The 24,643-nt window shown below is 67.6% G+C and carries 21 protein-coding genes; 11 read left to right on the top strand and 10 right to left on the bottom strand.

What is annotated here, in order from left to right:
- Positions 1 to 15: 15 nt before the first annotated feature.
- Positions 16 to 1,272 carry a cytochrome P450 gene (locus ACWPXK_RS10185; RefSeq protein WP_454195812.1) on the bottom strand — a complete coding sequence of 419 codons (1,257 nt, stop codon included), beginning with the start codon at positions 1,270 to 1,272 and terminating at the stop codon, positions 16 to 18.
- A 240-nt stretch (positions 1,273 to 1,512) separates the two neighbouring features.
- On the opposite strand from ACWPXK_RS10185, the gene ACWPXK_RS10180 reads away from it, so the two are divergent.
- The 4 genes from ACWPXK_RS10180 (at position 1,513) to ACWPXK_RS10165 (ending at position 6,561) form a co-directional block, all read left to right on the top strand.
- Positions 1,513 to 2,877, top strand: a complete 1,365-nt coding sequence (locus ACWPXK_RS10180; protein WP_454195811.1) for a flavin monoamine oxidase family protein — start codon at positions 1,513 to 1,515, stop codon at positions 2,875 to 2,877.
- Positions 2,878 to 2,927: 50 nt separating this feature from the next.
- The gene (locus ACWPXK_RS10175) at positions 2,928 to 3,944 is read left to right on the top strand and encodes a GlxA family transcriptional regulator (RefSeq protein ID WP_454195810.1); all 1,017 of its coding nucleotides are present in this window, start codon (positions 2,928 to 2,930) and stop codon (positions 3,942 to 3,944) included.
- The gene (locus ACWPXK_RS10170; protein WP_454195809.1) at positions 3,941 to 4,705 is read left to right on the top strand and encodes a DJ-1/PfpI family protein; all 765 of its coding nucleotides are present in this window, start codon (positions 3,941 to 3,943) and stop codon (positions 4,703 to 4,705) included. Before ACWPXK_RS10175 ends, ACWPXK_RS10170 begins: the two co-directional genes overlap by 4 nt.
- Before the next feature lie 344 nt (positions 4,706 to 5,049).
- Positions 5,050 to 6,561: a lipase maturation factor family protein gene (locus ACWPXK_RS10165; RefSeq protein ID WP_454195808.1), complete on the top strand. Its 1,512-nt coding sequence runs from the start codon at positions 5,050 to 5,052 to the stop codon at positions 6,559 to 6,561.
- 96 nt (positions 6,562 to 6,657) lie between these two features.
- Here ACWPXK_RS10165 and ACWPXK_RS10160 read toward each other — a convergent pair whose 3' ends face one another.
- The 7 genes from ACWPXK_RS10160 to ACWPXK_RS10130 all read right to left on the bottom strand — a co-directional run bounded on the left by ACWPXK_RS10160 (position 6,658) and on the right by ACWPXK_RS10130 (position 13,611).
- Positions 6,658 to 7,551, bottom strand: coding sequence for an alpha/beta hydrolase (locus ACWPXK_RS10160; RefSeq protein WP_454195807.1), 894 nt, complete (start codon positions 7,549 to 7,551; stop codon positions 6,658 to 6,660).
- A gap of 338 nt (positions 7,552 to 7,889) precedes the next feature.
- Positions 7,890 to 8,813 carry a hypothetical protein gene (locus tag ACWPXK_RS10155; protein WP_454195806.1) on the bottom strand — a complete coding sequence of 308 codons (924 nt, stop codon included), beginning with the start codon at positions 8,811 to 8,813 and terminating at the stop codon, positions 7,890 to 7,892.
- A gap of 64 nt (positions 8,814 to 8,877) precedes the next feature.
- Positions 8,878 to 9,711 carry an enoyl-CoA hydratase/isomerase family protein gene (locus ACWPXK_RS10150; protein WP_454195805.1) on the bottom strand — a complete coding sequence of 278 codons (834 nt, stop codon included), beginning with the start codon at positions 9,709 to 9,711 and terminating at the stop codon, positions 8,878 to 8,880.
- Positions 9,708 to 10,721 carry a TIGR03617 family F420-dependent LLM class oxidoreductase gene (locus ACWPXK_RS10145; RefSeq protein ID WP_454195804.1) on the bottom strand — a complete coding sequence of 338 codons (1,014 nt, stop codon included), beginning with the start codon at positions 10,719 to 10,721 and terminating at the stop codon, positions 9,708 to 9,710. Before ACWPXK_RS10145 ends, ACWPXK_RS10150 begins: the two co-directional genes overlap by 4 nt.
- Positions 10,722 to 10,814: 93 nt before the next feature.
- The gene (locus ACWPXK_RS10140; RefSeq protein ID WP_454195803.1) at positions 10,815 to 11,417 is read right to left on the bottom strand and encodes a TetR/AcrR family transcriptional regulator; all 603 of its coding nucleotides are present in this window, start codon (positions 11,415 to 11,417) and stop codon (positions 10,815 to 10,817) included.
- Between the two features lie 53 nt (positions 11,418 to 11,470).
- On the bottom strand, positions 11,471 to 12,496 hold the full coding sequence (locus ACWPXK_RS10135; RefSeq protein ID WP_454195802.1) for a phosphotransferase family protein: 1,026 nt from the start codon (positions 12,494 to 12,496) through the stop codon (positions 11,471 to 11,473).
- Positions 12,496 to 13,611 carry a hypothetical protein gene (locus ACWPXK_RS10130; RefSeq protein WP_454195801.1) on the bottom strand — a complete coding sequence of 372 codons (1,116 nt, stop codon included), beginning with the start codon at positions 13,609 to 13,611 and terminating at the stop codon, positions 12,496 to 12,498. The genes ACWPXK_RS10135 and ACWPXK_RS10130 overlap by 1 nt, the downstream gene beginning before the upstream one ends.
- 128 nt (positions 13,612 to 13,739) lie before the next feature.
- On the opposite strand from ACWPXK_RS10130, the gene ACWPXK_RS10125 reads away from it, so the two are divergent.
- Genes ACWPXK_RS10125 through ACWPXK_RS10110 form a run of 4 tightly spaced genes read left to right on the top strand, consistent with a single transcriptional unit; the run spans position 13,740 to position 16,640 of the window.
- Positions 13,740 to 14,348 carry a TetR/AcrR family transcriptional regulator gene (locus ACWPXK_RS10125; RefSeq protein WP_454195800.1) on the top strand — a complete coding sequence of 203 codons (609 nt, stop codon included), beginning with the start codon at positions 13,740 to 13,742 and terminating at the stop codon, positions 14,346 to 14,348.
- Positions 14,345 to 15,895: an LVIVD repeat-containing protein gene (locus ACWPXK_RS10120; RefSeq protein ID WP_454195799.1), complete on the top strand. Its 1,551-nt coding sequence runs from the start codon at positions 14,345 to 14,347 to the stop codon at positions 15,893 to 15,895. The genes ACWPXK_RS10125 and ACWPXK_RS10120 overlap by 4 nt, the downstream gene beginning before the upstream one ends.
- On the top strand, positions 15,892 to 16,026 hold the full coding sequence (locus tag ACWPXK_RS10115; protein WP_454195798.1) for a hypothetical protein: 135 nt from the start codon (positions 15,892 to 15,894) through the stop codon (positions 16,024 to 16,026). The genes ACWPXK_RS10120 and ACWPXK_RS10115 overlap by 4 nt, the downstream gene beginning before the upstream one ends.
- Positions 16,023 to 16,640: a DUF305 domain-containing protein gene (locus ACWPXK_RS10110; protein ID WP_454195797.1), complete on the top strand. Its 618-nt coding sequence runs from the start codon at positions 16,023 to 16,025 to the stop codon at positions 16,638 to 16,640. The genes ACWPXK_RS10115 and ACWPXK_RS10110 overlap by 4 nt, the downstream gene beginning before the upstream one ends.
- Before the next feature lie 10 nt (positions 16,641 to 16,650).
- Here ACWPXK_RS10110 and ACWPXK_RS10105 read toward each other — a convergent pair whose 3' ends face one another.
- The gene (locus ACWPXK_RS10105) at positions 16,651 to 17,895 is read right to left on the bottom strand and encodes a helix-turn-helix domain-containing protein (protein ID WP_454195796.1); all 1,245 of its coding nucleotides are present in this window, start codon (positions 17,893 to 17,895) and stop codon (positions 16,651 to 16,653) included.
- 302 nt (positions 17,896 to 18,197) lie between these two features.
- Here ACWPXK_RS10105 and ACWPXK_RS10100 point away from each other — a divergent pair, with 302 nt between their 5' ends.
- From ACWPXK_RS10100 to ACWPXK_RS10090, 3 genes are read left to right on the top strand one after another with little or no spacing between them, the layout of a single operon-like run.
- On the top strand, positions 18,198 to 19,211 hold the full coding sequence (locus tag ACWPXK_RS10100) for a poly(ethylene terephthalate) hydrolase family protein (RefSeq protein WP_454195795.1): 1,014 nt from the start codon (positions 18,198 to 18,200) through the stop codon (positions 19,209 to 19,211).
- Positions 19,212 to 19,233: 22 nt separating this feature from the next.
- Positions 19,234 to 21,618, top strand: a complete 2,385-nt coding sequence (locus ACWPXK_RS10095) for a beta-glucosidase (RefSeq protein ID WP_454195794.1) — start codon at positions 19,234 to 19,236, stop codon at positions 21,616 to 21,618.
- A gap of 51 nt (positions 21,619 to 21,669) precedes the next feature.
- Positions 21,670 to 23,274 carry an MFS transporter gene (locus tag ACWPXK_RS10090; RefSeq protein ID WP_454195793.1) on the top strand — a complete coding sequence of 535 codons (1,605 nt, stop codon included), beginning with the start codon at positions 21,670 to 21,672 and terminating at the stop codon, positions 23,272 to 23,274.
- Positions 23,275 to 23,705: 431 nt separating this feature from the next.
- On the opposite strand, the gene ACWPXK_RS10085 is transcribed toward ACWPXK_RS10090, so the two are convergent.
- Entirely contained in the window at positions 23,706 to 24,614 is a 909-nt protein-coding gene (locus tag ACWPXK_RS10085) for a hypothetical protein (protein WP_454195792.1), read from the bottom strand.
- Positions 24,615 to 24,643 lie beyond the last annotated feature (29 nt).

Raw genomic sequence — 24,643 nt, 5'->3', positions numbered from 1 at the left:
ATGAAATCCCGGCCGCTACTGGGCAGGCAGCGGAGGCGACGCCGGGAAGACGACCGGCAGTGCGGGCAATGCTCGGTGAAACGGGCCTGGTCGCCAGGTCAGCTCGTTCGGTGGCACCGCGAGGCGAATCTCCGGCAATGCGTCGAGCAGCTGGTCGATGGCATCCTGGGCGATCAGGTAAGCCAGCGAACTGGCCGGACACGCGTGCGGCCCGCCCCCGAAAGCGAGATGGGCGCGATTGCCCGCCAACCGGTCCGCGCTGATCGCCGGGTCGGTGTTACAGGCGGCGATGCTGATCACGACCGGTTGGTGAGCGGGCAGCCAGAAGTCCTCGATCAGGATCGGCTGCTTCGGGAAGCTGAAACAGAAGTTCGCCATCGGCGGGTCGTTGAACAACACCTCGTCGAGAGCGTCCCTGGTCGAGAGGCTCCCGCCGAGCACACTGCCACCGAACCGCTCGTCGGTCAGGATCAGCAGCAGGGTGTTGACGATCAGATTCTGCTGCGGTTCGATGCCCGCGCCGTACAGCGTGCCCAACTGGTGCACGATTTCCGTATCGCTCTGCGAGGCAGGGTGCCGGAGCATCCGGGTGGTCACGTCATCGCCGGGTTCGGCGCGCTTGAGTAGGGTCAGCTCCAGCAGCGCATCGATGAGCATCTTGTTTCCGCGCTCCGCGTCGATGCCCTCGAAGATCGCGGCCATACCACTTGCGGCGCGCTGCGCGATCTCGGCCGGACAACCGAGCAAGGCGTTCAGCACCGCGAAGGAGAGCGGAAATGCATACTGGCGAACAACATCCGCGGACCCGTCCGCACAGAACGAGTTGATCAACGGGATCGCGATCTCCGCCACGGTGTCGTGCAGGCGGTAGTGATCGACCTTGCTGAGACCCGCGACGTTGATTTGCCGGTAGCGGGCGTGCTCGGCGCCGGCATTCCGCAGCGCGTTCGGCCGCCACTCCATCATCGGCAGCACTGGGCAGTCGGGCGGAATGTCTTGCTGCCAGGTGCGCGGATCGGCCGGAAAATGGTCCGGGTCGTTGAGGATCCGCACCGCGGTGTAATACCCGACCACCAAGGTCGCGGGCACGCCCGGCGCCAACTCGACCGGCACCAACGACCCGTACCGTTCGCGCATCTCGCGATAGGCACCGTGCGGCTCGGTCGCGAACTCCGGTGCGTACAGCGGAATCCGCGGTCCTTCGGTATCGATCGGCGAACTGAGCGGTGCGCGGCCGGATGGGCTGTGCGCTGGGGACGGGGACATCGTCATCGAGCAAACTCCAGGCGGTCGAACAACAAGCCCCGTGAGCCTAAGCAGCTTCCGGAGCGTGCGCACCGCAAACGACGGGTCTGGTCACCGGACCGACCCCACCCGCAGAATTTGCTATAGAATTGCCAGATATTCGACTCGTATGCCTGATCGAAGGCTGATCGCACCCGTTGGGGTGCGGCGATCGCGCGACGACCGCGGGCCGGTGCCGCGCAGAACTCCAACACGAGGGCGGCTTCCATGACAGATGTCGACTATTGCGTAATCGGCGCCGGATTCGCGGGATTGGCGGCCGCGCTGCGGCTGAAACAGACCGGCCGATCGGTGGCCGTGCTGGAAGCGCGCGACCGGCTCGGCGGGCGGACGTTCACCGAAGTGCGCCCGGACGGGTCCTGGATCGATCGCGGCGGCGCCTGGATCGGGCCGGGGCAGGACCGGATCCAGGCCTTGATGACCGAGTTCGGGGTACCGAGTTACAAGCAGTACACCGACGGTGAGGCCATGATGGTGGTGGACGGCAAGCAGCACCGCTACACGGGCACGATTCCGTGGACCATGAGCCCGTGGGCGGCGATGAACCTCGGCGCGGTCCTGCTCGAGCTGGGGCACCTGTGCAAGTCGGTCCCGCTGGAAGCCCCGTGGGCCGCGAAGAAGGCCGACAAGTGGGATCAGGTCAGTCTGGCGCATTGGCTGGATGGCAACGTCCTGTCCAAACCCGCCCACGACCTCCTGGAGACCGCCATCGCCGGCTGCTACACCTCGGCCGCCTCCGAGGTGTCGATGCTCTTCGTGCTCTACCAGATGGCATCCGGTGGCGGGCCGGGCTTCGTCCTCGGCGTCAAGGACTGCGCGCAGGACGCCCGCCCGGTCGGCGGCATGGGCGCCATCTACCGGCCCATGGCCGCCGAGATCGGCGAGTCCATCCGTCTCTCCCAGCCGGTCCGGCGCATCGAGCAGGACCCGGACGGAGTGACGGTTCGCACCGATCAATTGAGCGTGCGCGCACGTCGTGCGATCGTGGCCGTTCCCTTGGCGGTCGCGAGCCAGATTTGCTACGAACCGATGTTGCCGGTCGATCGCTCGTTCCTCCACCAACGCATGCCGAGCGGCTCGATCATCAAGATTTCCGTCGTGTACGACGAACCGTTCTGGCGGCACGACGGGTTGTCGGGTCAGTCGGTCTCGCCAGGATCACCCGCGACCATCACCATTGACGCCTGTACGGACACCGGGCGACCCGGAGTTCTGTGCGTCATCATCGAGGGCCCCATCGCGCGGCAGGTCGGACAACTCGACGCGACCGAACGAAAGAAGGCGATACTCGGCGAACTCGGCGATCGATTCGGCGAAAAAGCGAGATCTCCCATCGACTACATCGAGCAAAACTGGAGCGCCGAGCGCTACTCCGGCGGCGGGATGCTCAGCCACGCACCGACCGGCGTGCTCACCCAGTTCGGCCACGCCCTGCGCCAACCTTGCGGCCGGATCCATTGGGCCGGAACCGAAAGCTCCGCGGTCATGTGCGGTTGGATCGACGGAGCCATCCGCTCGGGCGAGCGGGCGGCGAGCGAAGTGCTGGAACATGAAACCGCGGTGGTGGGCTGAGGAACGCCGCACCGCAGCCCACTCCCCGTGCGCATGGGCACCATCGATACATGCTGCTTGCGGATGTGGACGAGGTCCGGCGCGTGCTCATCGTCGCCTATGACGACGCTCAGATTCTCGATATAGCCTGTCCGAGTGGAGCTTTGGATCTGGCGAATCGGTTCGGGGCGCAGCCGTCCTACCTGATCGAACTGGTCACCGTCGCCGGGCGGCCGGTGCGGACCTCCGCTGGGATCGGAATGGGAAGCGGCCGGTTGGAAGCGGTGAACGGCCCATTGGACACGCTCATGGTGGTCGGTGGAGTCGGGGCCGAACACGCCGCCGCGGATGAGCGGTTGCTCGTGCAGCTGCGGAGGCTGGCGCGGCGCAGCCGGCGGATCGCATCGATCTGTACGGGCGCTTACATATTGGCGGCCGCAGGCCTGTTGGAGCAGCGGCGGGTCACCACGCACTGGGGTTACGGGGCCGAGCTCGCGGCCCGCTTCCCGACTGTGGCGGTCGACACCGCGCCTCTGTACATCCGCGACGGGAACGTTTACACCTCGGCGGGCGTCACCAGCGCCATCGACTTGACGTTGTCGCTGATCGACGACGACCACGGTCCCACCCTGGCGCGCACGGTGGCCCGTGGGCTCGTCACCTATCTGCATCGTCCGGCCGATCAGGCGCAGATCAGCATGTTCCTGGCCGCACCACCGGCCGAGGAGCGGCTGGTCGCGGACCTGATGCGGTATGTCGCCGGCAATCTCGCACAGAATCTGACGCCGCGCGCGCTCGCCGCCCGCGCCGGTGTCAGCACGCGGCATCTGACCCGGCTGTTCGCCGCCCATCTCGGCATCACCCCGGCGCGCGCCGTCCGCACGGCTCGCGCGGAAGCCGCCGCGCAACTGATCCGCTCGACGAGTCTGCCGCTGGCCGCGATAGCCCGGCGATGCGGATTCGGCTCGGCGCAGACGCTCCGGTCGGCGCTGCTGGACCGGTACGGCATCAGCGGGGACACGATGCGCAAGATCGCGGACATGCCGGTGGCCGAGAGCAACGCGGGTGACGACACTTCGGTGGCGTGATCGATTCTCCGACTTCCCCGCGGCGAAATGTCTTGCGCGGCGCCGCGGCACTGGTCGCGGCCGGTGTCGCCGGTGCCAGCGCCGCCCACGCCGCAGCCCGCCCGGATGGCGGCGGCCCAGTCGTCGGCATCCTGCTCTATGACGGTTTCAGCCTGCTCGATCCCACCGGTCCGGCGGAGATCCTGTCCCGGGTGCCGGGCGCGCGGGTGCGGATGCTCGCCGAGCGGCCGGGGCCGGTCCGCACCGATACCGGTGACGTGGCCGTGGTCGCGGATTGTGCTCTCGACGAGGTGGACCGCCTCGATGTCCTGCTCGTCCCCGGAGCCGGGAACCGCGGCACGGTGAGCGCCATCGGGAATACTGGCCTGCTGCAATGGATCCGGGCCGTGGACGAGACCACCACCTGGACCACCTCCGTCTGCACCGGTTCGGTGATCCTCGCGGCCGCGGGACTACTGGACGGGCGCGAGGCGGCCACCTATTGGGCCGCCGCCCCCTACCTGGAGGCCACCTACCCGGTGAAGTACCTGCCGCACCGCTACGTGAGATCCGGCAAGTACATCACTGCCGCGGGCGTCTCCGCAGGCCTGGACATGGCGCTCCACCTCGCGGCCCAACTCACCGACGACGACACCGCCCGCGCCATCCAACTGGGAATCGAATACGACCCCCAGCCGCCTTTCGACGCGGGCGACGCCGCTCGCGCCGACCCCGGCCTGCGCGCGCGGGCCCTCGCAGTGGTGCAGCAGTCCCAGCTGTAACCGCCCGGCTATCGCCCGACACGATCGCCTTGCCGCCGTCTGCGTCTGCCGCTCGACCAGCAGGCCATCCGGCCGCGGTAGCCACCGGCACCAGCCGATGTGCATGACCGTGTGCGCGGTCTGTTGGCCTGCCTGATCCTGACGCTGCCGTCTCAGTGGTGTCGGCCGAGACGGAGGTGTTCGGACACGGTCGATGCCACCGCCGATGAGGTCGGGGACCGGTCATCGCCGGGTCCGACGGCGGGATGACGCGCCTGCTGCTGGACCGATTTCCGGAAAGAATACGGCCGCTGCGAGCGTTCTCCTGATACGAGGAGCTTCGTATCGAGCGTGGGCGACCAGCGATGTTCGGTTTCTACGATTCCGGCTATGTCCTGGCCCGGCTGATCTTCGAGCGGCTGCTGGGCCTGGTGTATCTCATCGCATTTCTGTCGACTTTGGCCCAATTCCGGGCACTGTGCGGTGAGCGGGGCTTGCTGCCCGCGCCCCGGTATCTGCGCGCGGCGGGGTTCCGGCGGGCGCCCAGTCTCTTCCATCTCCACTACTCCGACCGGATGGCCGCCGCGCTGGCCGCTCTGGGTGTGGTGCTGTCCGGCGCGGTCGTGCTCGGTCTGACCGACATGGTGCCGCTGCCGGTGGCGATGGCGGTGTGGGCAGCGCTGTGGGTGCTGTACCTGTCGTTCGTCAACGCCGGGCAGACTTTCTACGGCTTCGTCTGGGAGATGCTGCTGCTGGAGGCAGGCTTCCTGGCGATCTTTCTCGGGAACGCGGACACGGCCCCACCGATCGCGGTGGTGTTCCTGCTGCGCTGGGTGCTGGTGCGGCTCGAGGTGGGAGCGGGCCTGATCAAGGTCCGCAACGATCCGGCGTGGCGAGATCGCACCGCGCTCTACTACCACCACCAGACCCAGCCGATCCCGAACCGGTTCAGCTGGTACTTCCACCATCTGCCCAAGCCGATCCATCGCCTCGAGGTACTGGGGAACCATGTCGCGCAGCTGATCGTGCCGTTCGGGCTGCTGTGCCCCCAGCCGATCGCGTCGGTGTCCGCCGGGATCATCATCGTGACGCAGCTGTGGCTGATGATCAGCGGGAACTTCGCGTGGCTGAACCTGCTCACGATCGCACTGGCCACGCTGGCGCTCGACGGCCGGTTCCTCGCGGCGCTGCTACCGATCGAGCCGACGCCGGCGCCGGACGGCCCGCTGTGGTTCACGATCATGGTGTCGATCCTGGCGGTGGCCATGGTGGTGCTCAGCTGGGCGCCGGTCCGCAATATGGCGTCACGGAACCAAGTGATGAACGCCGCCTTCAACCGGCTGTACCTGGGCAACACCTACGGCTTGTTCGGGCACATCACCCGCACGCGGCTCGAGCTGGTCATCGAAGGCACCGACGACCAGCCCCAGCCGGACACGATCTGGAAGGCGTACGAATTCAAAGCCAAGCCCGGTACCCTCACCCGCCGCCCGCGGCAGGTGGCCCCCTATCACCTACGGCTGGACTGGCTGATGTGGTTCGCCGCCATGTCCCCGCCGTACACGGAAGCCTGGCTCCTGACGATGGTGGTCAAACTGCTGCAAGGCGACACCGCCATGTTGCGCCTACTGGCGACGAACCCCTTCCCTGAGCGACCCCCGAAGTACCTGCGGATTCTGCTCTACGTTTACCGCTTCACCACGCGCGAGGAGCGCCACCGCACCGGGGCTTGGTGGACTCGCCGCTGCGTTGTCGAGTACCTGCCGCCGGCCACACTGCGCGCGACCCCGGATACGGACCGGTCCGCACCGGCGTCTGACGCCGCCGAACCGGAGACGTCGAATCCTGCCGATCGATCCTCCCGAAAGGCTGAATGAGGCGTGCTGATGTGCGGGCGCGGCCCGGCTCTGGGCGCACAGTGCGTCTCTCAGTGAACCGCGCTGTGGGGCTCGCCCTGGTTACTGACAGCCGTGTCAGTGCGCGCGGAGCGCGTCGAGGATCATCGGACGAGCCGTAGCGAGCGCTTGCTGCCAGTAGGGCCACGTGTGCGTCCCGTTGACGAAGTCGATGCGAGCGGCGATGCCCAACGCCGCGACTCGATCACGGAACATCTGGGCGGCGGTCAAGGTCATCGCCTCCAGACTCATCGCGTTCACCGTGTTGCCGACCCCGTTCGGCAGGTCGAGCGGGCCAGGCGCGCCATTACCCGTCGAGACGTACATCGGCAGTCCGCGCAACAATTCGGCCTGCACAGTGGCATCGTTGCGATTCCAGGCAGGATCACCGGCGGTACCCCACATGTCGTCCACATTGAAGTTGCCCTCGTCCCACATGGCAGCGCGCATCGCTTCGTTCCAGAGCGGAAACGTCGGGTGCACGAATCCCGAGAAGGACCCGGCGAACTTGAACTGGTCACGATGGTGCCCGGCCAGCGTCAGGGCGGCGTTGCCGCCCATGGAGGCCCCGACGATGGCGTTGTTGGTGCGCGACACGCCATACCCTGCCAGGAAGGCAGGCAGCTCCTTGGTGAGGAACGTCTCCCACTTGTACGTCGTCGCCTGACGATTGGTGCTGCTCGGCCGGTACCAGTCGGTATAGAAGCTCGACCGACCACCGACCGGGAACACCAACGTGACGTTGTCACTGGCGAACTGGCGCAGTGCGTCGGTGTCGCTCGTCCACTGATTGTGATCGCCCGGCGCACGCAGACCATCGAGCACATAGAGCGCCGCGCTCCCACCACGAGCCGCCCACTGCACCTGAACCTTGATCGGCCCCATGCTCGACGGCACCAAGAGCTCCTGGTAACCACCTGCCGGCGCGCGCAATACCGGCGCGTGGGTCGGCGCGGCAGTAGCCACCGCCATACCGATCCACGACACCAGCGCAGCTATTGCAGTGACAGCACCGGTCTTCCTCACCCAACCACGTACCCGCTGGCTCCCAGATCGCGCTGCCGCGCCCACCCCGCACCTCCTACTTCCCCGGCAAGCCGCCGAAGAGACCCGAATCCGGCTTTCGCTCAGGAAAGCGTACTTCCTGCGAGTTTGCGGCTGCGCCCACGAGCGGGAACACCGTGTGGTCACGCCATGAGTGCGTGGTGTCGGAGTTGTGTCGCGCCTCGTCGGCGACGATCGGCCCGTGTCAGCGGTGTGCCCATGGTCCGACGCACGAGCTTGCGTTCTGGGATATTGCCGGGTGCGCGTCAGTTCATCGTGCCCTGCATGGGGATGTAGATTTCGGCGGCTTCGACGAAGGCCGAGCCGGTCAGTTCGGCCAGCGCCAGGGCTTCGTCGATCTTGCGGAGGGCCTTGCGGACGTAGGGTCGGTCGTCCCATTGGTCGCCCACCGCGGCGAGCGGTTCGGCATTGCGGGACAGCCAGTTTCGCAAGGGCTGGATGTTCGAGGGCGCGGCGTAGCCGCCGATCGCGTAGTTGGCCGGGATGGTCCAGTTGGATTCCCAATTCAGCGACGGGAATTCGGTGGGCAGGGACCCGAACAGTGGCGTGTTGTCCGACAGCGGTGCGTAGCCGTCGGTTGTGGCGTGTTCGGCCAGTTCGGTGGGCCACACCTTGCCGCGCTCGATCCAGCCGGGGAGCAGGGCGGCGAGGAATTCGACCAGGCAGAATTGGGCGTTGCCGGTCAGCGCGCCCGCAGCGGAGATCTCATCGCCATCGCCGTTACGGATGGTCGGGCGGCCAGCGCGGACCGCCGACGCCGCCCCGCGGAGCAGGTCGAGCTTCCAGCGGAAGCCGACGGCGAGGTCTTCGTCGGCGGGCAGGGTGCCGTTCATATCGGGTTCGACATGTTTCAGCAGGGCCGGATCGAGGAGCGCGATCTGGCTGCGGGCCAGGTCGTCGACCTCGTCGACGGTGGAATTGCAGTAGCGGACAACGGTTTCGGCGACCGTCGCCGGATCGTCGGCGGTGACGAAGAAGGGCCGACCCCAGATGTAGAGCGACGTGTCGAAATCCGTGCCGTCGTATGCCTTTCGGACACCCAGACCCCACGCATTCGCGCGGAAGCGGACTTTCGCCTGCCGTACCGCGTCGGCGATCAGATCGTCCAGATCGTCATCGCTGCCGCGGCCGGCCAGGAATGGAACGACCCGTTCGTCGACCAGGCGCATATCGACAGGGTGAAAGCTGATGTCATAACCCACGTTCGGCCCCCGTTGTAGCAGTTCTCCGCGGTCACTGTAGTGGCCGTGGCGGACATGTTGCGATGGCGGTATCCCAGGCGCCGGGAGGGACCGAGACGAAACTCGGTTTGCGGCGGTCGAGTCGGGCGCGCATTCCTTCTGCGGCGTCGGGACTGCCCATGACCCGCAGGTGCAGTTCGGTTTCGAGATCGGCGACGCGGGTGGGGTCGTAGCCGTGGATCGCGGTGTCCCACAATAGTCTTTTGCTCAAAGCCGCCGACATCGGTGAAACGTTGACGGCCATGTCAGCGGCCATCGCGAGAGCGGCAGGCAGCACGTCGGCGGCGGGTAGGCAGCGGGTGGCGAGGCCGAGTCGCACCGCTTCGGCACCGTCGAAAGTCCGTCCCGACAACAGGATGTCGGCCGCGACCGACATCCCCGCCACCTTGGCGACGGTCCAGTGCGCCATCGCGTCGGGTACGACGCCGAGACGCACCTGGGGAATGGCATAGCTGGCATCGTCGGCGACGATGCGGATGTCGGCCTGCATGGCCAGGGTCAGCCCGATGCCGATCGCGTGCCCGTTCACCGCGGCGATCACCGGTTTATGCAGGGCGAAGGCGGGCGGGTCGACCGGCGACGCGGAAAATGTTGCGCTGTCGGGCTTTTCGAACGTCGTCGCACCACCATCTAGATCCGCTCCGGCGCAGAAGGCCGGGACGGCCCCGGTCAGCACGATGACCCGGACCGCGTTGTCGGCGTCCAGATCGCGGTACGCCAGGCCGAGCGCGCGGCCCATCGCGGCGGTGAAGGCATTGCGGCGCTCGGGCCGGTCCAATGTCACCTCCGCGACGCCGTCGGCGATGTCGATCCGCACGCCGCTCATGCGACCTGCAATTCGGCGACCAGGTCCCTGATGTACGCGTCGGCGACGGCGTAACCCGGGAAATAGCAACAGATCCGGTCGGCGACGGCACCGAAGCGCGCTACGATCTCGGCGGCACATTCCTCGGGCGTGCCGTATACGGCCAGCGTCTCGAGCATCCGCTGATCGATCAGCTCGGTCATCGCGCCGACCTGGCCACGCTTGGACAGCGCGTTCAGTTCGGGCTGTAGCTCACCCCAGCCCTCGACATCCAGAACCGGACGGTAGGCGGGCGTCGACCCGTAGAAGGCCAGCAGACGACGAGCACCGACGGCGGCGGCCGCCAGCTCGCTCGGGGTCCGGCCCATCGCGACGATCACCTGCGGATAGATCGCCAGCTCGGCGGCATCGCGACCGGCGCGGGCAAGACCCTCGTCGATGGCGGGCTTGGTGCGCTCGGCGAAATGCCGGGCACTATTGAACGGCATGACCAGCAGCCCGTCGGCCACCTCGGCCGCGGTTCTGGTCATGATCGGGCCGAGCGCGCCGAGGCAGATCTCGGGCGCCCCATAGGGATTAGGGCCGGGATCGAAGGTGGGCGGCATCAGGGTGTGCCGGGTGAATTCGCCCTCGAAGCGCAGCGGGGTGCCGTGCTGCCAGGAGCCGAGGATGGCCTTGACCGCCAGCACCACCTCCCGCATCCGCGCCGCCGGCCGCGACCACTCGCCGCCGTACCGCTTGTCGATGTGCGCTCGAGTCTGCGAACCGAGCCCCAGCCGGAACCGCCCGCGGCTGAGCAGGTGCAGGTCGTAGGCGGCGTGCGCCAGGTGCACCGGGCTGCGCGGGAGGGCGATGGCGACATTGGTCATCAGGTCGACGGGTTCGGCACCGGTCGCCGCCAGGGTCAGCGGCAGGAAGACATCGTGGGCGCCCTCGAAAGTGAACAGGCCGTCGGCGCCGCACCCGATCAATTCAGCTGCCCGCGAGACAGCTTCGTCGGGACGACCGTTCAGCTGGAGGTCGATCTTCATCGATCCACCGCGAGCTGCGGAAGCACTGCGATCACAATTACATAGTAGCATGTAACGTTATAGAACGTAGATCACAGCCCCCGCCTACCGGACTCAGCCGCGATCCGGCGCCGCGCCCGCGGCTACGAGCGCGTACAGAGCATCGGCCATGCTCGACACGAACAGTTCGGCGTCTTCGCTGCCACGCGAGAGCGCGTGGAACGTTGTTGTCCCCGCGAGTATCTCGAAGACGAGTTCGGCATCGACGCCGGGCGCGATCCGGCCGTCGTCGACCGCGCCACCGAGCAGCTCGGCGAACGCCTTGCGCACCGGCGCCCCGATCGCCAGCAGTCGCCGCCGCGCCTCCTCGGTCTGCGAATCGGCCAGCAGGCCCGGCACCCCGGCCCGCGCGGCGGGACTGTCCGCACGAGCGAGGAAGATGCGCACCCAGGTCGCCAGGTCGGCCCGCAGATCCCCGGTGGGCTCGGGCGGTGCATGCCCGCCCGGACCGTGAATGGCCTCCTCCAGCAACGCCTGCCGAGTCGGCCAGCGCCGATAGATCGCCGGCGAGTTCACCCCGGCACGCTTGGCGATCGCCACGACCGTGGTCTGCGGGTATCCCACTTCGGCCAGCAGCTGCCGTGCCGCGATGAGCACGGCGAGGTCTTTGTCGGCATCACGCGGCCGACCGGGGCGCGGCGAGGTCTCCGAAGGCACAATTACATACTAACCTGTAACGTTATTCAACCAGCCGCGACCCACGGCCCCACCTAGGCGTCGGGGAGCAGCTGATCGATCCGTGCGGCACAGAACGCGGTCACATCGGTTTCCGGCGGCAGCTGCAACCGGTGCGCCATCCGCAGCAACGGGATACTGAGCAGGACGGCTGCCAGAATCTCGTTGTAGCGCAGGTTGCGCACCGTCATCCCGCTGCGTTCCTCGTAGCGAGCGATCGTCTCCTCCCGGGTGGGTGTTCCCGGAAGTCGTTCGGTTTCCTGGAATTCCGAGCACGCCCAATCCAGGAACAGCATCCAGGCGAGGTCGGCTTCGTGGTCGCCGATGTAGGCGATCTCCCAGTCGAGGACACCGGTGACCCGGAATTCGGTGTCGTAGAGGATGTTCGACATGCGAGCGTCGCCCCAGCAGAGGGTGACGTGCTCGGGCTCGTAGAGGTTGGCCCGCAACCATCCGGTCGCGCGGCGCAGGGCGGGCGGCGGGGTATCCGACGCCCACGCCAGCGCGGACTCGATGTAGCCGATGAGCTGTTCGAGCGGGGCCTCGCCGAACTGAGGGAACGCCAGGAAGTCCAGATTCAGCGCACGCCAGTCGAGTTGATGGATCTCGGCGATGGTGTCGACACACCCCCACCACATCCGGGCCCGCTCTTCCGGCTCGGCGTCGAAGTACAGCCCGGCGCAGTGATAGGACGGCAGATCGCCGGGCGCGCTGCCCTCGATGCGGTCCATCACGAAATACGGACTGCCCAGCGCGGTTCCCTCACGGTCGAGCCAGCGGACGGCGGGAACGGCGATGGGGGTATCGGCGAGTCGTCGCATGACCAGCACCTGCCGCAGCAGGTCGTAGTCGGGAAACAGCGCGACCTCGGGGGGCCTGCGCAGGACCAGCGATACCGTGGCGTCGTCGGCGGCGAGATCGAACAGAAAGGTTTCGGTGGCCAAGCCGCGCGGACTGGCCGTCCAATTGCGAACCTCGGCCGAATCGGCGCCGGGAAACTGGGTGCGCAGCACCGGGGCCACCGCGAACGGCAGGTCGTCTGCCGTGGGACGTGCTGTCATCAGTACCCCTCGTACCCGTAGCGGGCGTTGCGGCCCATGAACACCATCTCCACCAGGCCGTAGCCGACCTTGCCGTCATTGCTCTCGACCTTGCAGAAGGTTTCGGTGAGCATGCTGACCTGCCGCAGTTCGTCGGTGTCGTTCAGATCGACGGTGAACCCGTCGCTGTAGAACGGGCCCTTCCAGATACCGGAGGCATAGCCGCGATACATGTCGTAGCCGGCCAGACCGGGCCAGAAGTCCGCGATCGGGGTGACGGTGAACGAACGGGTGGTGCCGTCGGCGGCGTCCGCGGTGAAGGTGCCCGCGGACACGATCCGGAAGTCGTCACGGAACTCGAGGTCGTGGGTGACGCCGACGATCGGCACGGTCGGCGCCGCGACCTCGATGGGCTGCTGAATGGAACCTTCGAAGTGCCAGCGCTGCCCATCGGCGGTCTCGCGCTGCGCGAAGTGCACCAGCTCGTCGTCGAACTGGAAGATGCCCATGAAGTACAGGACGCCGTCCGGGATCTCCGGGGGCTGCAGGCCATCGCCCTCACCGAGGCTGCCGCCGCCACCTCCGTGCCGGGTACCCCACGAGTGGTCGCGACCGAACCACCAGGTGCTCGGATCGATGTCGATGCGTTCGCCGTCGACCTCGAGCCAGCCGGAGATCTCGCCGTTCTGGTAGTAGCGCCGCGCGTCCTCGCGGACCCGGCCGCGGGTGCGGAAGAAGGCGGGTTCCTGCTCGTAGGCGGGGAACTGGCCCGAGAAGTTGAGCTCGAGGCGGAGACCGTGGTCGTTGTCGGCCAGGGTGGCCCGTACCCCGCGCAGCGGCTCGGTGATCTCGTAGCGGTAGGGGCCGACCTGCCAGGCGCCCAGGTCGTCGTAGCTGCCACCGATCTCGCGCGACAGGCGAGCCACGTGCGCCTTGCCGTCGACAGTGACCATCGCGTACGCGTCCATGACATTGCGGTTGGGGTAGCGGGCCATGCCGGTCATGACGCTCACCCGGCCGGTGGTGTCGAAGCCGTAGAGCACGATGCGCTCTGTCCAGCGCAAATCGCTCTGGACAACGTGGTCGAACGTCGTCGGCAATTGATGGCAGAGCAGTTCGTCCTGGGGAGTCAACATGGGCGTTTCCTTCGAGAGTGGGGGGGTGGAACACGTTTCAAGTTAGCTAATTCGAATACACTATGAAGCGTTTTTAAAAAGATCCCGATCTCGGCTACGCTCGGCCGACGTCGAAGGAGGAATGAACGGTGAGTGAACGCCGCGAGGCCCGACCGGGACCGGGCCGCCCTCGGGACCCGCAACTGGATGATCAGGTGCTGCGCGCCACCCAGGAACTGCTGGTGGAGCAAGGTTTTCAGGCCACCACCATCCAGGGGGTCGCGCGGCGGGCCGGAGTCGTCGCCACCTCGATCTACCGTCGGTGGCCGAACAAGATCCACCTCGTCGAGGACGCGATCTTCGCCCTCGACACCGGCGCCGTCCCGCAACCGACGGGCGATATCGGCGCGGATCTGCTGGCGTGGACCCGCCTGTTCTTCGCCGCCGCCACCCATCCCGCCGCCCGGTCGGGCATCCCCGGCCTGCTCTCGGCCTACCACGACGACGAGCAGAGCTACCGACGACTGCGAGAACGCGGCGAAGACCTCGCCCGGGTCGGGCTGCGCGCCACCCTCGACGCGGCGATCGAGTCCGGTCAGGCCGCCCCCCGCTGCGATCCCGACCTGATCTTCGAATTCCTGCGCGGCGCGACGCTGCTGCGCGCCCTCACCCGCGGCGACGAGGACGGCGAGCACTTCTGCCGCCAGACCGCCGCGGCCCTGGTCACGCTGGCTACTCACCACGAAAGTACGACATGAGAACTTCCCATCGCCGCCTGCTCGTCGCCGCCGCGGCCGTGCTGCTGGTTCCCTCCGCCGCTGGCATCGCACAGCCCGACTCCCCGGGAGTCGTTCTGGAAAACCGCGACATCGCCGATACCGCTGTCGCCCGCGCCACCTGTGCCGGCGACTCGCTGCCCGAACCCGGCCTGCAGGGCGACGTGCCCGCCGCCGAACGCGACAGCGGCCGCAGCACCCAGGGCTACCGGTGCAATATCAGCCGTATCGGCGGCTACGCGGGCCGCGGCGCCGGGATCACCTCGACGCAGTTCGAGCACTGCGTCTACCTCGGCAGCTTCTTCCCCGGCAACCTGCTCGGTCCCGCGCAGGGTGTGCAGGTGATCGACGTCGCCGATCCGGCGAACCCAGTGCTCACCACCACGCTCACCGAACCCGCCATGCTGGCGGGAACCTGGGAGAGCCTCAAGGTCAACGCCGCGCGAAAGCTGCTTGTCGGCACCGGAGCGCCCGCGTTCACCGGAGCCGGGCTGATCTCGGTCTACGACATCTCCGACTGCGCGCACCCGCGCCTGCTCAACCCGGGTCCCGGCACCGATCTGAGACTGCCGGTCCCGATCACGGCACACGAGGGTGGCTTCTCCCCCGACGGCCGCACCTATTGGGCTTCGGGCGTCATCCCCGGCATCGTCAGCGCCGTCGACCTGACCGATCCGGCCGATCCCCGCGTGATCTGGCAGGGCATGCCGGGCCAGTCCATGCACGGCATGGGCCTGCGCGCCGACGGCAGCCGCCTGTACCTGGCCGACAACATGGGCGGGCTGACCATCCTCGACACCTCCGCGGTGCAGCGGCGCGACCCCGACCCCCATGTGCCGATCATCGCCCAGCTGACCTGGACCGACGGCTGGGCGACGCAGCAGAACGTCCCCGTCACCTATAACGGCGTGCCCTACTTGTTCAGCGCCGACGAGGCCGGGTCCGGCGGCGTCAAACTCATCGACATCTCCGACGACACGCATCCACGCGTGGTCAATACGATCAAGTTGGAGATCAACCTGCAGCAACACCGCGACAGCGCACTCGCCTCCGGGATGGGCGGATCGATCTTCGCCTACGACGCCCACTACTGCTCCGCCGACCGCCCGGTGAACCCCACCGCGCTCGCGTGTGGCTGGATCTCCTCCGGTATCCGGGTATTCGACGTGCGCGATCCGTTCCAGGTGCGCGAGATCGCCTACTACAACCCGCCCGCGCGCACCGGCCAGAACAGCGAACTGTGGAACTCCCCGCATGCACTCGCCTCGATCATCGGCATGCCGCTACTCAGCGCTCCCTCGGTGATGCAGGCCGTCGAGGCGGGCGCCTTCGATCCCGAGCAGGCCCAGAGCTCGCGCACCGGCGACGTGGCCTTCGGTGACCTCTCCACCGATTGGTGCTTCTCCGCCCCCGAGTGGCGCGGCAATCAGCTGTGGGCCGCCTGTGCCGACAACGGCCTGCTCACCCTGCAGTTGTCCCCCGAGGTGTACACCCCACCCGCCGACCAGCACTCGACGGTCGGCTCATGAGCGAACTAGTTGAGTACAGCATCGCGGAGCGATTCGATGAGGGGCGGTGGCCGGGCGGAGGGTGGGCGCGAATCATGTGCCAGCGCGCCGTGCGCATGCCGGAGCCGAGCGTCAGCGAGGCGCAGGCATGAGCCGGCGGGTGCTGCTCGGCGCCGCGGCCGCCGCGTCGGTCCTGTTCCTGCTGGTGCTCGGCGCGGCTATACGACCGCTCATGGTCTCCGAGACCGCCACTGCCGCACAGATGTTGACTCCTACCGAGGTCGGCTTCGCGCAGGACATGGCCGGTCACCATCAGCAGGCACTGATCCTGGTCGAGCGCCTCGCCGCAGACGTCGACCCCACCGTGCGGCGACTGGCCGACCAGATCGCCAATGCTCAGCGCCTCGAGATCGGCATGATGCTCGGCTGGCTCCGGTTGGCCGGAGCGACCCCTACCAACCCGCACCCCATGGCGTGGATGCCCACCGGCCACCACACGACCGCGTCGACGACCATGCCCGGCATGGCCACCCGCGCCGACCTCGACGCCCTCGCCCGAGCGCGCGGCACCGAAGCCGAAGCGATGTTTCTGCGCCTGATGTATCGCCACCACCAGGGCGGCGTCGCCATGGCTCAGACGTTCGACGAGTTGTCCACCGGCGGCCCGGTCGAACAGGCGGCCCGCGACATGATCAGCACGCAGAGCCAGGAATCCGGGATCATCGGCCTGTTGCTCACCCAGCGCGGTGCGACAGCGACCGGCTGAGTAGCTGAACTCAGGGGTGCGCGACCAGCTCGCGGATCGTGGTACGGACCTCGCCGACTGCCGGGACCGCGGCGAATTCGACCGACTCGTGCAAGAAGTCCGACAGTCGGGCGGCCGCGCGGCCGTGCGGGCGGCCGTCCAGCGACAACGCCAGACCGACCTGCTCGACGGCGTGTTCGGGCTCGCCGAGCATCAGCTGGAGGCGTGCCGAGGAGATCGCGGCCATCGCCGGTGTCACGAATTCCCGCGGCAGTGGCGTGTGGATATCGCCGAAGGCGATGCGTGCCAGATCGGGGCGGGTGGCGATGAGGTGACGGTAGCTCTTGCCGAGTAGCCGCGACTGCTGCCCCGGCCCCGGCCAGTCCCGGCGCGGTCCCAGGAGCATGCCGAGTGCGGCCGCGGTGAGACTGCGGTCGGCAGCGCAATCACCGGCCGCGGTCTCGGCGGCTTCGCCACGGCACTCCGCGGCGACGACGATCGCGCGCTGGAACGCGGCCTGTTCACCGAGAATGCCGTGCGCGTACGCCTCCAGCTCGGCGAGGGCGACCCGCAGCAGGGGCGTCGCCGTGCGGCGTGCCAGATACTGGGCGAGCTGGGCCACCTCCAGTCCCTCCGCCGGCCTGCCGCTGTCGAGTAGCTGCCAGGTCGACTCGGTAAGGATCGCGGCGGTCAGCACCGTGTCGCCCGCGGTGTGGGCCAGCCGCGCGGCGGCGACCGAGTACCGGCGCGCGGCGGTGATGTCCTCCACGTCCCAGCTCATGGCGGCCGCGACAGCGGCAAGCTCCGCGCCGACCCGCAGGGCGCGTCCGTGCCTATTCGAGGCCGAAAGCTGCTGTAACCGGGACAGATTCGCGGACAGCCAGGCCATGACGGCGCGGCGCGGCGCCGGCCCGTCGTCCCACTGCCTGGCGCGCGCCCAGGTCACGAGCTGCTCGGCGGCCGCCAGCTCTGTCGCGGCGAAGGTCGGATGAGCACCGCGCGTGTGCGCGACGGGCGGCAACAGCAGCGACGACAGTTGTCTGGGCAGATCATCCAGCTCGTCGACCGATTCGACGGTCAGCCGGTCGCGCAGGTGATCCAGTGGCGTGTGCAGCGCCGACTCGTAGGCGGCCACGTGCTCGGCACGCACCACACGGGCCCCGGTCTCGAGCTGGCCGAGGTACGGCTTGGAGTAGTTCGTGCGCGCGGCCATGCCCTGCAGACTGATCCCCGCAGCCGTTCGTGCGACGCGCAGCGCCGAGCCGACCTCGCTCATGCCCGCGCCTCGCTGGCGCTCGGCTCCGGCATGCGCGATGCGCGCTGGCACATGATTCGCTCACGTCGTTCGCTCATGCCTGCGTCTCGCTGGCGCTCGACTCCGGCACGAGCGAGTGCTCGGCTGTGTCCATCGTTCGCTCGCTGCGCTCGCTCATGCGAGGTCCGCGACAGTGCGGGTCGACTCGTTCATCACTTCGAGAATACGTGGCCGGTATTTCCCCGCGTGGGGTGTCTGCAAACAGTCTGCAAGATGGCGCTGCGCGCCTTGCGGACCTGTTCATCTCCCTATCGTCCGACATCGTGAGCAACAAAAATGTCCCATCCGGTCGGCGCCCGCGCGATGGCGCGCGGGTCGCGCTGACTTCCCTCGCGCTGCTCGTCGCCACGGCGACCGGGGTGACACCGTCAGCGGCGACGCCGTCCTACCAACCCGCCGCCCAAGTCGAAGCCACCTATTACGCGCCGGGCCCCTGGACGGTGGCCGAGCGGACCGGCGTCGACTGCTGCACATCGACCGGCGACAGCTACGACATCTGGTATCCGGCCGAGCTCCGGGCGGGCGGCGTCCTCCACCCGGTCATCACCTGGGGCAACGGCACCATGGCCCACCCGCGCGAATACGCGTACCTGCTCTCGCACCTCGCGTCGTGGGGATTCGTGGTCATCGCCGCCGACCGGACCGATACTGGCACCGGCATCCAGATGCTCGACGCGGTGCGGTACCTCGCCCACCAGAACAGCGACCCGAACAGCATCTTCAGCGGCAAGATCGACACCAGCGCGGCCGGGGCGACGGGGCATTCCCAGGGCGGCCTCGGCGCGATCAACGCCCTCGCGCGCGGCGGCGGCGCCGTCAGCACCGCGGCGACCCTCGAGATGCCGTTGTCGGCGGCCTGTGCGTCGCTGCCGTCCGTCAACGGCCAGAGCGCCTGTATCGACCCCACCGCGGTGACCTCGGGTTCGGTGCTGCTGGTCAACGGTTCGGCCGACGGTATCTCGCCCGCGACGCAGCCACTCCCGCCGGAGCTGATCGGTCTGCAGTCGATGCAGGCGTACTACGACGCGCTGCCCGGCGAGCTGCCCAAGGCCCGCGCAGCGCTGGTGGGCGCCCAGCACAACGACATCCAGGGCCAACCGGACTGCACCAACTACAGCTGCACCGAGGGCGTCTACCGCTACCTCGGCTACCTGACCGCCTGGTTCATGGACCGGCTGCGCGGCGATTCGGCCGCCCGCGGCGCGTTCCTCGCCGGCACCGGCGAACTCCTGCACAACCCCCACTGGTCCGATCAGGCCAGCACCATCACCCGCTGACCGACGAAAGGTTGCACTCTTCATGGAAGACCACATCGAGGAACTACTCGCCAAACTGGATCTGGACGGCAAGCTACGGCTGATCTCCGGCGCGAGTCTGTTCCGGATGGCCGGTGACCCCGCGCTCGGACTCGCCGAGATGCCGGTCTCGGACGGACCCTCCGGTGTGCGTGGCGAGAACTGGGACGAACGCGACCCGTCGGTGAGCCTGCCCTCCGGCACCGCGGTCGCCGCGACCTGGGACACCGAACTGCTCACCGAGATCGGCGCACTCATCGCCGCCGAGGCCCGCCGCAAAGACGTCTACGCGGTACTCGGCCCGACGATGAACCTGCACCGCTCCCCGCTGGGCGGCAGACATTTCGAGTGCTTCTCCGAAGACCCGCTGCTCACCGCCGAGATGGCCGACGCCTACGTACGGGCGGTGCAGGCGCACGGGGTCAGCGCGTGCCCGAAACACTACGTGGCCAACGATTCCGAGACCGATCGCTTCACCGTCGACGTCCGCGTCGATGACCGGGCACTACGTGAGCTGTACCTCTACCCATTCGAGCGCACCGTCGAAGCCGGGGTGTGGATGATCATGGACGCCTACAACGCCGTCAACGGCACCACCATGACCGAGAATCCCCTGCTCGACGAACCACTCAAGGGCACATGGGGATTCGACGGCGTGGTGGTCTCGGACTGGACCGCCGTCCGCACCACTGAGAGCGCGGCTCGGGGCACCGACCTGTGCATGCCCGGCCCGCCCTACCTCTGGGGTGAGCCGCTGGCCGCCGCTGTCCGCGCCGGCGAGATCGCCGAGTCGGCCATCGACGACAAGGTGCGCCGCATCCTGCGTTTCGCCCAGCGCGTCGGCGCGCTGAACGCAACACCGCAGCCCACACCGGTTTTCAGCGACGAGCAGGCCCAGGACCTTGTCCGCCGGGTCGCCGCGCAGGCGATGGTCCTGGTGCGCAACGACGGCGTCCTGCCCCTGGCGCCGAACACGACCGTCGCCCTGCTCGGACCGTCGGCGGGCGAACCCCGCTTCCTCGGCGGCGGCAGCGCGACCGTGATCCCCGGTCACACCACCACACCGGTGGAGGGCCTGGCAGGCCAGCTGCCGCTGACCCACACCGCGGGGGTCCACCTGTCCGAGGACCTGATTCCCGCCCCGCTGGCGATCATGACCGATCCCGAGACCGGCGAACCAGGACTGTCCGCGCGGTACCTGACGGGGGACACCGTGCTCGGCACCCAGCACCGCACCACCAGCCGCCTCGTGCTGCTCGGCGAACCGCTGGCCGCGCAGTCGAATGTGGTCGAGATGCGCACCCGCCTGCGTGCCGACATGGCCGGTGACTGGCAGATCGGTTTCGGCGGCGTCGGCCATATCCGGCTCGGCATCGACGGCGAGACCGTGCTGGACGAGAACGTGACCCTGGATTCCGGCGATCCGGCGGCGGCGCTGCTCAACCCACCCCAGCGTCACGTGACCCGCACGCTCGCCGTCGGCGACGAGCTCGAGGTGCGACTAGTGACCAGCATCGAGGAGGCGACACCCGGCCTCGGCATCATCCTCGGCGCGACCCTCGGCATCCGGCGTCCCCAGCGCGACGACGACGAGGAGTTCGCGGCCGCGGTCGAACTGGCGCGCGCGGCCGAAGTGGCCGTGGTCGTGGTCGGCACCACCGAACAGATCGAGAGCGAGGGCGTCGACCGCACCTCCCTGCGACTGCCCGGCCGTCAGGACGACCTCGTCGCCGCCGTCGCGGCGGTGAACCCGCGCACCATCGTGGTGGTGAATTCCGGTGCGCCGGTGGAGATGCCGTGGCGCGACGACGTCGCCGCGGTGCTGCTGGCCTGGTTCCCCGGCCAGGAATTCGGCGCGGCGCTGGCCGACGTGCTCACCGGCGCCGCCGAACCCGGCGGCCGACTGCCGACCACCTGGCCGAAGACCATGGCCGACGTCCCCGTCCTGAACACCACGCCGGTCGACGGCGTCCTCGACTACACCGAAGGCATCCACATCGGTTACCGCGCGTGGCTGCAGGCGGGGACCGAACCTGCCTACCCCTTCGGCCACGGCCTCGGCTACACGACGTGGTCGACCGACGACCTCGTCATCGAAGGGCGCACCGTCTCGATCACGGTGACCAACACCGGTGATCGCGAAGGCAAACAGGTCATTCAGGTCTACCTCTCGCGCCCGGACAGCGCCGTGGATCGACCGGTCCGCTGGCTGGCCGGCTTCACTACCGTCACCCTGCCGCCCGGCGACTCCCGCAGGGTCTCCATCGCCCTGCCCGAGCGCACCTTCCAGCATTGGGGACCCGGCGGCTGGGAGACCGAACCGGGCGAATTCACCGTGCAGGTAGGCACCTCGGTCGCCGAACTCCCCCACACCGCCTACATCTACTGACCCAATTGATCGACCATCTCGAACGCAGTTCCCGAACAACGGAGCGTGGCCATGTCCACCAGTACCCCTCAACTCGACAACGACAACGACACCGGTCGGCTCGACGGCGCCTCCCGCACACGGATCTTCACGGTGCTAGCCGTGATCGTCCTGTTCTCCGAGATCGCCCCGATGCAGTACACGATCGTCGCGGCGGCACTACAGAAGATCGCGCCGAGCTTCCCCGGCGTCGGGGCCAATATCAACTGGGCCATCATCGTTTTCGGGTTGATCGGGGCGGCCGCGTCTCCGTTGATCGGCAAGATGAGTGACGTGTGGGGCAAGAAGCGGATGTTCCTCATCTGCGGCGCCCTGTTCGTCATCGGCTGCGTGCTCGACGCGACGACCTCGAACTGGGCCGTCTTCCTGTTCGGTCGCTGCCTGCAGGCCACCGCGATCGCGACCGCGGTGATCGCCTACGGTCTCATCCGAGACCTGATGCCGCGCAACATCGTTCCGCTCGCACTCGGTCTCACGGCGACCGGTTTCGGTGTCGCCTCCATCGCGGGCCCGATCCTGGGCGGCTACCTGGTCGACAACCACAGCTGGCGAGCCATCTTCTGGGTACTCGGCTCGTTCACCTTGGTGATGCTGCCGCTGGTGTGGCTCATCGTGCCCGAATCCGATCTTCGCGTTTCCGAGCGCATCGACGTCATCGGCGCCGCACTGCTGTCCGGTGGCGCCGCCCTCACCCTGATCTACGTCGACAAGGGCCACGACTGGGGTTGGGCGAAGCCGACCACGCTGGCCTGGCTGATCGCGGGCATCACGCTGCTCGTGCTGTTCGTCGTCGTCGAAAAGCGCGTGTCCACACCGATCATGGACATGGAGCTGCTGTTCCACCCGCGCGTCGCGCTTGTCCTCGCCGGTGCGCTCCTGGCGTCCCTGCAGATCGGCATCGTCTCCTACGCCATCGCCTACATGGCCCAGACTCCACCGGAGTCGACGGTCGTCGCCGGCGTCGGCCAGGGCACGCTGGCCGAGATCCAGGAGATGACGGGTCAAGCGCTGCCGCCCGAGGCCGTGCAGGTCGCCCTCGATCCCGGCTACACCTACGGCAGCGGGTACACCCTGCTCGAGTTCGCCTTCCGAATCGCGCTGCTCGGTTCGGTGATCACGATGATCTTCGGCGCGGTAGCGGGACTGCTGGCCAAGCGGGTCGGCGCCCGCTTGCCACTGGTCGTCGCCCTGTTCATCTTCGCGGGTGCGGGCATCGCGTTCGCGATGCTGCCGCTGACCACCACCAACTTCCTGATCGTGAACTCGATCTTCAGCATCGGATTCGGCATGTACTACGCCTGCATGCCGATCCTGCTGGTCGAGGCAGTTCCCCAGGAACAGCAGGGCATCAGCCTCGGCATGCTCGGGGTCATGCAGTCCATGGGTGTGGCGATCGGTCTCGCCGTCGTCACCGCATTCCTGCACAACAACGGCATGAGCGCCTTGGTAAGCGTCGGCGGGCAAGCCCAACCGGCTACCCCGCTGCCCGACCTGTTCGGTGATCACGGCTACCGGTTGAGTTTCTGGGTCTGCGCGGCCGCCTCGGTGCTCGCCCTCTCGCTCGCGCTGGTGATGAAGCACGGCCGCACCCCGGCCACCGGTGGCATCGCGCACTGACATCGTGGTGTTGGTTGCGGCACCGGGCTGGACTCTCAACGACTTCGACTTCTCCGCTCAGTCCGGCGTCGACGGCCGCCGCACGGTTGCTGTTGACCCATCTCCCCTGCCGATCTCATTACCCCCGACACGCGGATGCCGACCTTCGGTGAGGCGATCCGGAAGGTCCGGGCACGGTTGTCCGAAGGCGCGCTGCGCACCTGCAACACGCATTTCGAGCACCTGCTCGCACACTGGTCCGAGCGCCGCCTGGACGAGCCGACCAAACCCGACTTCGAAGAGATGGCGGCCGGTATCAGGCCGGTCGTCCCACCACTTGTGCGTCGCGGGGATCGTCGAAGGTCTCCGAGGATTGCCGGCGTCGGCCGTCGGTGTCGTAGTCCCGTTGTTGTGGCCGTGACGCCGGTGCAGCTTTCGCGACATCTCCCGAGTCACACCGTGTACAGATTGCTCCACGTGGTGACCGTCGGTCGGAGCCGCTCGGGGAACTGATCGCTCGACATCCGCGCGCGGCCCGCCTTCGGTTGCGCCTGGGCTTCGTAGAGGGCAATGGCGCTTTCTGTAACCAGTACGGCGCAGGCAATCGCGTCGGCAATCATCGAAAACACGTTGCCGTTTCGGCCGTAATCGACTGTCCACGGGAGGCCATGAGTGAAGCCAGACGTCAACGAGTACAGCATCGTTGCGAGATCATGAAGATTGGCACGCACGAGATCGGTGGCATGGGGCGGAGGGTTCGCGACCAGCCATTCGCCTGCTTCGGTCGTCGCGTCGAGGTGACCGATCATTTTCGGAAGTCCAGTGGCATGAATCCTCAGGTCGTTGAGGTATCTTTCCTGTTTCGTCTGACGCAGTTTCGCATCGATATCGGCTGGGTTGACCGCCGTCAGGAATTGAAGGAAGTTGCTTTCCTGACGTGCGTCTTCACGCATCGCTCGCGTGATCCGGTTGCGGCGTTCTGCGCGGTCCAGCGGGCTTAGCAGCCAGACCGCCCGTGACGCGGATTCGAGTGCACCGCGACACTCGGCAAGTACCGGACCGACTCGAGTCTTTCGGGTCTCATGCCGTTGGCCAAATATGTATCCGGCTGCCGCCATGCTCTCTGTTGCCATGGCTATCGGGTAGGACGCCATCCACATAACAGGGTTGCTAGAGAAGTCGGTGAGAAATCCGTTCTCGTCAGCAGCCATGACCGAGCCCGGTTCTGAGGGATGCGGATTGGTGCCCCATCGGTGGAGTTCAGCGGCTCGATCGAACCGTTCTTCGATCCGGTCGACAACCGGCCCCAGCAATGTGCGTTCAACCATCCGAAGTTGATCGGGGGTCATTGATGTACTCATGGGCTCTTCCTGGTTGATAGGTTGCGGGA

The organism is Nocardia sp. Marseille-Q1738, from assembly GCF_965283145.1.
This window is presented reverse-complemented; position numbering and strand designations above follow the sequence as displayed.